At 75.4% G+C, this 8,953-nt stretch carries 8 protein-coding genes; 4 read left to right on the top strand and 4 right to left on the bottom strand.

Translation table 11 applies throughout. The features are described from left to right. Positions 1-185 precede the first annotated feature (185 nt). Both DLJ47_RS22450 and DLJ47_RS22445 read left to right on the top strand, forming a co-directional pair. Positions 186-413 (top strand): hypothetical protein, encoded by a 228-nt coding sequence (locus DLJ47_RS22450; protein WP_109902436.1) that lies wholly within the window; start codon positions 186-188, stop codon positions 411-413. A gap of 43 nt (positions 414-456) precedes the next feature. Then, positions 457-1,386 (top strand): 5'-3' exonuclease, encoded by a 930-nt coding sequence (locus DLJ47_RS22445; protein ID WP_396834525.1) that lies wholly within the window; start codon positions 457-459, stop codon positions 1,384-1,386. Between the two features lie 30 nt (positions 1,387-1,416). On the opposite strand, the gene DLJ47_RS22440 is transcribed toward DLJ47_RS22445, so the two are convergent. Then, positions 1,417-4,194, bottom strand: coding sequence for a DEAD/DEAH box helicase (locus tag DLJ47_RS22440; RefSeq protein WP_109902424.1), 2,778 nt, complete (start codon positions 4,192-4,194; stop codon positions 1,417-1,419). A gap of 87 nt (positions 4,195-4,281) precedes the next feature. Here DLJ47_RS22440 and DLJ47_RS22435 point away from each other — a divergent pair, with 87 nt between their 5' ends. Further along, on the top strand, positions 4,282-5,046 hold the full coding sequence (locus DLJ47_RS22435) for an HAD family hydrolase (RefSeq protein ID WP_109902434.1): 765 nt from the start codon (positions 4,282-4,284) through the stop codon (positions 5,044-5,046). 107 nt (positions 5,047-5,153) lie between these two features. Here the strand turns inward: DLJ47_RS22435 and DLJ47_RS22430 are convergent, their stop codons facing one another. After that, a complete protein-coding gene (locus tag DLJ47_RS22430) occupies positions 5,154-6,008 on the bottom strand; it encodes a LysR family transcriptional regulator (protein ID WP_109902422.1) in 855 nt (284 codons plus the stop codon). Positions 6,009-6,077: 69 nt separating this feature from the next. On the opposite strand from DLJ47_RS22430, the gene DLJ47_RS22425 reads away from it, so the two are divergent. Next, the gene (locus DLJ47_RS22425; RefSeq protein WP_109902420.1) at positions 6,078-6,992 is read left to right on the top strand and encodes an EamA family transporter; all 915 of its coding nucleotides are present in this window, start codon (positions 6,078-6,080) and stop codon (positions 6,990-6,992) included. Here the strand turns inward: DLJ47_RS22425 and DLJ47_RS22420 are convergent. Together DLJ47_RS22420 and tatC are read right to left on the bottom strand one after the other, a co-directional pair. Beyond that, on the bottom strand, positions 6,955-7,890 hold the full coding sequence (locus tag DLJ47_RS22420; protein ID WP_109902418.1) for a diacylglycerol kinase: 936 nt from the start codon (positions 7,888-7,890) through the stop codon (positions 6,955-6,957). The two genes, DLJ47_RS22425 and DLJ47_RS22420, sit on opposite strands and share 38 nt — an antisense overlap. A 96-nt stretch (positions 7,891-7,986) precedes the next feature. Continuing rightward, positions 7,987-8,937, bottom strand: coding sequence for a twin-arginine translocase subunit TatC (gene tatC / locus DLJ47_RS22415; protein ID WP_109902416.1), 951 nt, complete (start codon positions 8,935-8,937; stop codon positions 7,987-7,989). Positions 8,938-8,953 lie beyond the last annotated feature (16 nt).

The following is an 8,953-nucleotide window of genomic DNA, read 5'->3' as shown; positions in this document are numbered from 1 at the left end:
ACCCCGGACGGCGCGAGGATCAGTTGGCCCGCGCAGGCCCGCCCCACCACCCGGTGGGGAGTCGCTCACCCCTAACGGTGAGGATCCACAACCCCACCGCAAACCCGGTGAACGTTAGTGGACACCGCACTAGCCTGAGCTCAGGCGTCCAGGCCGGGCGCCGACGGACGGAAGGACCGGTGCCGGTGGCAGCCAACGACGCGGACCGCGCCGCGGCGCGCCGCCGCCGGCTGCTCTGGTCCGGGGTGCTCGCGCTGGTCGGTCTGCTGCTGCTCGTCGTCGGCCTGACCATCGCCGACGGCGCCACCGCGTGGATCGAGGTGACCGCCGCGATCCTGCTGCTGGTGGTGAGCTACGCCCTGCAGTACGTGGCCCGCCGGGAGACCGTCTACCGGCCGGACGACCGGCGCTGACCCAGGCGGGCCGTCCCCCCGATCGTCGGTGGGCTGTGCCAGGCTGTCGGACGTGGCACAGCAACCCCCGATCCTGCTCGTCGACTCGCCCAGCCTCTACTTCCGGGCCTACTTCGGCATCCCCGAGTCCGCCGCCCGCGCCGAGGACGGCAGCCCGGTCAACGCGGTGCGCGGCTTCCTCGACATGCTGGCGACCCTGATCCGCACCCGCCGGCCCGACCGGATGGTCTGCGCGCTCGACCACGACTGGCGGCCCGACTGGCGGGTGGCGCTCCTGCCGTCGTACAAGGCGCACCGGCTCGCCCCGGAGGGCGGTGAGGTGGTGCCGGACACGCTGACCCCGCAGGTGCCGGTCATCCTCGACGTGCTCGACGCCATCGGCATCACCACCGTCGGCGCGGCCGGCTACGAGGCCGACGACGTGCTCGGCACGCTCTCGGTCACCCAGCCCGCGCCGGTCGAGGTGGTCTCCGGCGACCGCGACCTGTTCCAGCTGGTCGACGACGCCCGCCCGGTGCGGCTGCTGTACGTGGGGCGCGGCGTGGCCAAGCTGGAGGACTGCGACGACGCCGCGGTGCGCGCCCGCTACGGGGTGCCGGCCGACCGGTACGCCGACTTCGCCGCGCTGCGCGGCGACCCCAGCGACGGCCTGCCCGGCGTGCCCGGCGTCGGCGAGAAGACCGCTGCCCGGCTGGTCACCCGCTACGGCGACATCGCCGGCATCCTGGCCGCCCTGGACGACCCGGATTCCGGCTTCGCCCCCGGCCTGCGCGCCAAGCTCGCCGCCGCCCGGGACTACCTGGCGGTGGCGCCGAAGGTGGTCAAGGTCGCGCTCGACGTGCCGCTGCCCGACCTGCCCACCGAGCTGCCGACCGCCCCCGCCGACCCGGACCGGCTGCTGGAGCTGGCCCAGCGGTGGAACCTGGCCGGCTCCGCCCGCCGGCTGGTCGACGCCCTCGCCGGCCGTTCCTGACCCCGCGGCCCGGCTCGGGCCCCGCGCCGGTCAGGCGGCGGCGTGGTATGCCAGCACGCCCCGGTTCACCGCGCCGATCGCCTGCCGGGCGGTGGACCGCAGGTCGGCCGACGCGCCACCGGAGTCGGCGAGCTGGCCGAGCAGGTCGACCACCTGCCGGGCCCAGCGGACGAAGTCGCCGGCCGGCATCTCCCCGTCGATCTCGTGGCCGCTGGCCAGCACCTTGGCCAGCGCCTCGCCCCGGGCCCAGCGGTAGATCGGCCAGGCGAAGCCCAGGTCGGGCTCGCGGGTCACCGCCAGCCCCCGGGACGCCTCGTCGGCCTCGATCTCGCTCCACAGCTTCAGCGTGGCGTCCACCGCCTCGGACACCCCGCCGCGTGGCAGCGAGGCCCGCTCGTCGACGTCGCGGCGCGCCTCGAAGACCACCACGGAGACCGCGGCGGCCAGTTCGGCCGGGGAGAGCCCGTCCCAGACCCCACGCCGCAGGCACTCCGCGACCAGCAGGTCGGCCTCGGTCCAGATCCGGCCGAGCATCCGTCCGGCGTCGGTCACCGCGCCGTCCGGCGCGAGGTAGCCGCGCGCGGTGAGCAGCGCGACGATCCGGTCGAAGGTACGCGCCAGCGAGCCGGTCCGGCCGGCCACCCGCTGCCGCAGCTCCTCGGTGTCGCGCTCCAGCCGGCGCCGCCGCTCCGCCCAGCGGGCGTGCTCCTCCCGGTCCGGGCAGGCGTGGCAGGGGTGCCGGCGCAGCTCGGCACGGAGCTGGCTGAGCCGGTGGTCCTCGCCGACCGCCTGCCGGGACCGGCCGCGGCGGCCACCGTGCCGGTCCAGCCCGGTGCCGCTGACCTCGGCGGCGAGATCCCGCCGGGCGGCCGGGGAGCGGTGGTTGAAGTGCTTGGGCACCCGGATCCGGGCGAGCACCTCGGCCGGGGTGGTGAAGTCGCCGGGGCTGACCCGCCCGGCCCAGCGGTCCTGGGTGAGCACCAGCGGGCGGGGCTCGCCGAACCCACCGGTCGCCGGGTCCAGCACCACCGCCAGGCCGGCCCGCCGGCCCGACGGCACCCGGATCACGTCACCCACCCGCAGCCGCTCCAGCGACGCCACCGCGGCCGCCTTGCGCTGGCTCTGCCCCTGCCGGGCGAGCGCCCGCTCCCGGTCGGCGATGGCCACCCGCAGCCCGAAGTACTCGTCGAAGTCGCCGTGGTGGCAGGCGGCGTCGGCGCCGTACGCCTCGATGGTCTCGGTGTTGCGCTGCACCTGCCGGGCCAGGCCGACCACCGACCGGTCCGCCTGGAACTGCGCGAACGACGACTCCAGCAGCGCCCGGGCCGGCTCCGCGCCGACCGTGCCGACCAGGTTGACCGCCATGTTGTACGAGGGCCGGAAGCTGGACCGCAGCGGGTACGTACGGGTCGAGGCGAGGCCGGCCACGTGCCGCGGGTCGGTCTCCGGGGACCACACCACCACGGCGTGCCCCTCGACGTCGATGCCGCGCCGGCCGGCTCGGCCGGTGAGCTGGGTGTACTCCCCCGGGGTCAGGTCGACGTGCGCCTCGCCGTTGTATTTGACCAGCCGTTCCAGCACCACGCAGCGGGCCGGCATGTTGATGCCCAGGGCGAGCGTCTCGGTGGCGAAGACCGCCTTGACCAGGCCGCGGACGAACAACTCCTCGACGACCTCCTTGAACGCCGGCAGCATGCCCGCGTGGTGGGCCGCCAGCCCGCGCTCCAAGCCGTCGAGCCACTCCCAGTAGCCCAGCACCGACAGGTCCTCGCCGGGGATCGCGGTGACTCGGGACTCGACCACCCGGCGGATCTCCGCCCGCTCCTCGGGCGAGGTGAGCCGCAGCCCGGCGGCGAGGCACTGCTGCACCGCAGCGTCACAGCCGGCCCGGCTGAAGATGAACAGGATCGCCGGCAGCAGGCCCTCCCGGTCCAGCCGGTCGACGATGTCCGGGCGCATCGGGCCGCGCCAGCGGGGACCGCGCCGCCCGCCGCCCGGGCCGGCGCTGCGCCCCTCGCCCAGTTCGAGGCGGCGCATGGTGTCCCGGGTGTAGCGCAGCAGTTCCGGGTGCACGTCGTGCTTGCGGGCCGCGTCGGCGTCGTGGAACAGGTCGAACATCCGCTTGCCGACCAGCATGTGCTGCCACAGCGGCACCGGCCGGTGCTCGCTGACCACCACCGCCGTCTCGCCGCGTACGGTGACCAGCCAGTCGGCGAACTCCTCGGCGTTGGAGACGGTGGCCGACAGGGAGACCAGCGTCACCGAGGCGGGCAGGTGGATGATCACCTCTTCCCAGACGCCGCCGCGGAACCGGTCGGCGAGGTAGTGCACCTCGTCCATCACCACGTACGCCAGGCCCTCCAGGGTGGCCGAGCCGGCGTAGAGCATGTTGCGCAGCACCTCGGTGGTCATCACCACCACCGGCGCGTCGCCGTTGATCGCGTTGTCGCCGGTGAGCAGGCCGACCTGCTCGGCGCCGTAGCGGTCCACCAGGTCGTGGTACTTCTGGTTGGACAGCGCCTTGATCGGCGTGGTGTAGAAGCACTTGCGCCGGGCCCCGTCGGCCGGCTGCCCGGGCGTGCCGCGCAGCGCCAGGTGCACGGCGAACTCCCCCACCACGGTCTTGCCCGCGCCGGTGGGGGCGCAGACCAGCACCCCGCTGCCCCGCTCCAACGCCTGGCACGCCTCGCGCTGGAAGTCGTCGAGATCGAACCCCAGGTCAAGGGCGAACTCGTCCAGCGCCGGGAACTGGGAGGCCTGCGCGGCCCGGCGGCGCGCCGCGGCGTACCGCTCGGCGGGGCTCGACATGGCACCAAGATTAATGCGTGCCGGCGGCGGACACCGGACAAGGCCGCCCGATCGGGGCCGCCGGAGCCGGTCGGTAGGGTGCAGCACGTGCCGGACCATGCCGAACCGCCCCAGACACCCGCCCCGGTCAGCGCCGCCGCCGGTCCGAGGGCGTCCCGCCGGCCCGTGAAGGCGGTGCTGTTCGACTTCCATGGCACCCTGGCCCAGGTCGAGGAGGCCCGCGAGTGGGTGCTGGCCGCCGCCGCGACCTGCGGGGTCACCCTGGATCGGGCCCGGGCCACTGCGCTGGCCGACCGGCTGCTCACCGCCGGCCGGGCGGGTGGCCCGCTGCCGGCCCGGGTGCCGCCCCGGCTGGCCGAGCTGTGGGCCGACCGCGACCTCTACCCGCACGCCCACCGCGGCGCGTACACCGGGCTCGCCGAGACGGTGGACGCCGGCATCGACGGCTTCGCCGAGGCCCTCTACGAGCGGCTGCTGGTGCCCGACGGCTGGGTGCCGTACCCGGACGCCCGGCCCACGCTGGGCGCGCTGCGCGAGGCCGGGGTGCGGGTGGCCGTGGTCAGCAACATCGGCTTCGACATCCGGCCGCACTTCGCCGCCTGGGGGCTGGCCGACCTGGTCGACGCGTTCGTGCTGTCGTACGAGGTGGGGCGCTGCAAGCCGGACCCGGCGATCTTCTGGCGCGCCTGCGGGATGCTCGGCGTCGACCCGGAGCAGGCGCTGATGGTCGGCGACAGCCCGGCCGACGCGGGTGCGGTGACGGCTGGCTGCGCCGCGCTGGTGCTCCCGGCGGCCGAGGCCGGCCGGGAGAACGGCCTGGGCGCCGTGCTCGACCTGGCCCTGCCGGGCTGACCCTCTGTCGATACGCCGCCGCAGCCCTCGCCAGCGCCCGCCCGCGGCTCGGCCCCGGCAGCGATCCGGGCGGCGGCTCAGACCCCGCCGGCGGCCCGCACGCCGGCTCAGCCGCGGACGGTGTCCCGGGCCAGCGCGACGAGGTCGGCGACGGCCGGGTGGCCGGGCGGCTCGCGCCAGGCCAGCAGCACGGTGACCGGCGGCGCGTCGGTCAGCGGCAGGTACGCCACCGCCGGGTTGGGATACATCGCCGCGGTCGCCGCGGTGGTGACCCCGACCGCCCGGCCGGCGCTGATCGCCGCCAACCAGTCGTCGGTGTTGGCCACCGGCACCACTGTGGCCGGGGCCCGGCCGGCGGGCCACAACTCCAGGGTGGTGGTGCCGGTCGTGGCGTTCACCGCGATCGGCTGGTCGACCAGGTCGGCCAGGGTGAGCGTGGCCCGGCCGGCGAGCGGGCTGTCGGCCGGCACGGTGGCCAGTCGCGGCTCGTCGAGCAGCCGCTGGGTGCGGATCCCGGGCAGGTCGACCGGCTGACGCAGCACCGCCACGTCGACCCGGCCCCGGGCCAGCCCGGCGGTGCGTTCGTCGATGCGCAGCAGTTCCAGCGGGGTGTGCGGGTGCTGCTGCCGCCAGCGGCGCAGCAGGGTCACGGTGTGCCCGCCCAGCGCCGACCAGGCGTGCCCCAGCCGGATCGGCCGGCCGCCCAGGTGGGCCGGGTCGAGCACGTCGTCGACCGCGGCCACCGCCGCGGCGGCGCGGTCGCGCAGCGCCCGGCCGGCGGGGGTGAGCGCCAGGTGGTGCGTGGAGCGGTCGGCGAGGCGTACCCCGAGGTGGTTCTCCAGCTGGCGCAGCGTACGGGAGAGGGCGGGCTGGGTGAGCCGCAGCCGGGCCGCGGCCCGGGTGATACTGCTCTCCTCGGCGATGGCCAGGAAGGCCCGCAGGTGGCGCAGCTCCACGGTCATAACCGCCAAGCATAAGCGCGGGCGGACCGGCATTTCCGCGCGGCGACGCCGGCTCGTAGCGTCGGAAGGGTGACCGACACTCTGCGCGCCGTCCCGCCCGCTCCCGCCGCCGAGGCCCCGCGCCCGCGCGGCGGCCTGCGGGCGGTGGGCCTGGTGCTCGGCGGGGCGCTGTCGGTGCAGTTCGGCTCAGCCGTGGCCGCCCTGCTCTTCCCGCGCTCCGGGGTGGCCGGGGCGGTCACCCTGCGGCTGACCATCGGCGCGGTGCTGCTGCTAGCCGTGTGCCGACCCCGGCTGCGCGGTTACGGCCGCGGCGACTGGGCGGCCGCCGCCGGGTTCGGGGTGGCGCTGGCCGGCATGAACTCGCTGTTCTACCAGGCCATCGAGCGCATTCCGCTGGGCCCGGCGGTGACCCTGGAGGTGCTCGGACCGCTGACCCTGTCGGTGCTGGCCGCCCGCCGGCTGGCCAGCTGGTGCTGGGCGGGGCTCGCCGCCGCCGGGGTGGCCCTGCTCGGGCAGGGGGGTTTCGACCGGCTCAACCCGGTCGGCGCCGGCCTGGCGCTGGCCGCCGGCGCGATGTGGGCGGCGTACATCGTCTTCAGCGCCCGGGTCGGGCAGCGCTTCCCGGGCGCCGACGGGCTGGCCCTGGCGCTCGCCGTCGCCGCGCTGCTCACCCTGCCGGCCGGGCTGCTCGGGTCGGGCACCGCCCTGCTGGACCCGACGGTGCTGGCGCTGGGCGCCACCGTCGCCGTGCTCTCCTCGGTGCTGCCGTACACCCTCGAACTGCTCGCCCTGCGCCGGCTGCCCACGCACACCTTCGCCGTGCTGATGAGCCTCGGCCCGGCCATCGCCGCGCTGGCCGGCTGGCTGGTGCTGGATCAGGCGCTCACGGTGCCGGAGGTGCTGGCGATCGGGCTGGTGATCGCGGCCAGCGTCGGCGCGGTACGGGTCAGCGCAGCAGCCGCAGCGCCGCCGGCACAGCCGTGACGGTTACCGGCAGGTCCAGCACCCGCTCCCCGTCGGCGTACGTGGTGATGCCCTCGGCGGCCAGTTCCACCTCGCGCACCCGGTAGCTGCGCACCAGCGGGTGCCGCACGTGGGTGCCCTGGTAGATGCTCGGCTTGACGCGCATCAGGGTGAGCCGGTCGAACCGCCCGCCGACCACCACGTCGAGCAGCCCGTCGGTGAGGTCCGCGTCCGGGCAGATCCGCATGCCGCCGCCGTAGCTGGGCGCGTTGCCCACCGCCACCAGCACCGCGTCCACCTCCTGCGGTTCGCCGTCGAGGCGCAGCTTGTACCGGCGTGGCCGCAGCCGGGCCAGCTCCACCAGGATCGCCAGGTCGTACCGGCGGGGGCCGCGCGGCCAGCGCATCCGGTTGGCCCGCTCGTTGACGATCGCGTCGAAGCCGGCGGCCAGCACCGCCCCGTACCAGCGCCGGGTGCCGTCGGCGCCGGTCAGCCGGGCCAGGTCGACCGGACGGGTACGGCCGGCGCGCAGCGCGTCGACGATCACCTCGACGGCGGCCAGCGGGTCGGCCGGGAACCCGGTGTCCACCGCGAAGTCGTTGCCGGTGCCGGCCGGCACCGGACCGAACGGGACCGCCGTCCCGGCGACCGCCTGCAACGCCCGGTGCACGGTGCCGTCACCGCCCACCGCGACCAGCGCGGCCACCCCGTCGGCGACGGCCGCGTGGCAGGCCGCCTCGGCCTGCTCGGCGCTGTGCGCCTCGAGCAGCCGCACCGGCCGGCCGGTGGCGGCGAGCCGGTCCAGCAGCCCGGGCAGCAGGCCGCGGTGCCGGCCCCGGCCGGCGGTCGGGTTGGCCAGTACGGCGACGGGACCGTCGGGGGCCACGGAGGGGTGATCGTCAGCGGTCACGGCGAGCAACCTACCGCCACGGGAAACGCCGCCCACCCAGGGCGGCGTTTCCTTGTCAGCGTGTCGGAGGACCGCTCCGGCAGGTGCCGGAGCAATTACCGAGGGTCAGGTCATGTCGTCGTAACGGCGGTCGATCGGCGCCGGGGCGGAGATCGGCTCCGGGGCGGTGATCGGCGCGCTGGCGTCCACCCGCTCCCCCGCCTCCACCGGCTCCCGGTCGAACTCCAGCGGCGACACCTCGTCGTCGGCGATGCCGGCGTAGACCTCCTTGCCGCGTCCCCGGCGCTTGTCGTTGAGGAACGCGACACCGACGGCGGCGAAGTAGAGCGCGCAGAGGCAGATGGCCAGCGCGGTCATCCCGAACGGGTCCGGGGTGGGGGTGACCACCGCGGAGAAGGCGAAGAAGACGAAGACCGCCACCCGCCACCAGCCCAGCAGCCGCTTGGCGCTGGCGATGCCGACGAAGTTGAGCATCAGCACCAGCAGCGGGAACTCGAACGCCACCCCGAAGAGCAGGATGAGGTTGGTGACGAACGAGACGTACCGGGTGATGTCCAGGGTGGTGTTGATCTCGCTGCCGGAGATGTCCAGCAGGAACTCCAGGCCCTTCGCGGTGACGAAGTAGGCCAGCACCGCGCCGGCGGCGAACAGCGGCGCCGCCAGCCCGGTGAAGACGTACGCGTAGCGCCGCTCGTGCCGGTGCAGGCCCGGCGCGATGAACGCCCAGAGCTGGTAGAGCCAGACCGGCGCGGCGAGGATCAGCCCGACCCAGAGCCCGATCTTGAGGTTGAGCAGGAACAGGTCGGCCGGCCCGAGCTGGACGAAGTCGCAGGCGCCGTTGGTCGTCTGCGCCTGCGGCAGGTCGCAGTACGGCCGCTTCAGCACGTTCAGCACCGGGCCGGCGAGCCAGATGCCGAAGCCGAAGCCGACCACGATCGCCAGCGACGCCTTGAACAGGCGGTTGCGCAGCTCGCGGACGTGCTCGATCAGGGTCATCGAGCCGTCGGCGGCCCGCTGGAAGCTGCTCGGACCGCGCTTACGAAGACCGAAGGCCACGGTTGCGGGCCCTTCG

The sequence above is a fragment of the Micromonospora sp. S4605 genome, assembly GCF_003176715.1.
GTDB lineage: Bacteria > Actinomycetota > Actinomycetes > Mycobacteriales > Micromonosporaceae > Micromonospora > Micromonospora echinaurantiaca.
Note: the sequence above shows the minus strand (reverse complement) of the source record. Positions and strands in the feature narration are given on the sequence as shown.

Coding starts and splice junctions, on each gene's coding strand:
- DLJ47_RS22440 (WP_109902424.1), bottom strand. CDS start 4,194: ATGTCGAGCCCCGCCGAGCGGTACGCCGCGGCGCGCCGCCGGGCCGCG.
- DLJ47_RS22430 (WP_109902422.1), bottom strand. CDS start 6,008: ATGACCGTGGAGCTGCGCCACCTGCGGGCCTTCCTGGCCATCGCCGAG.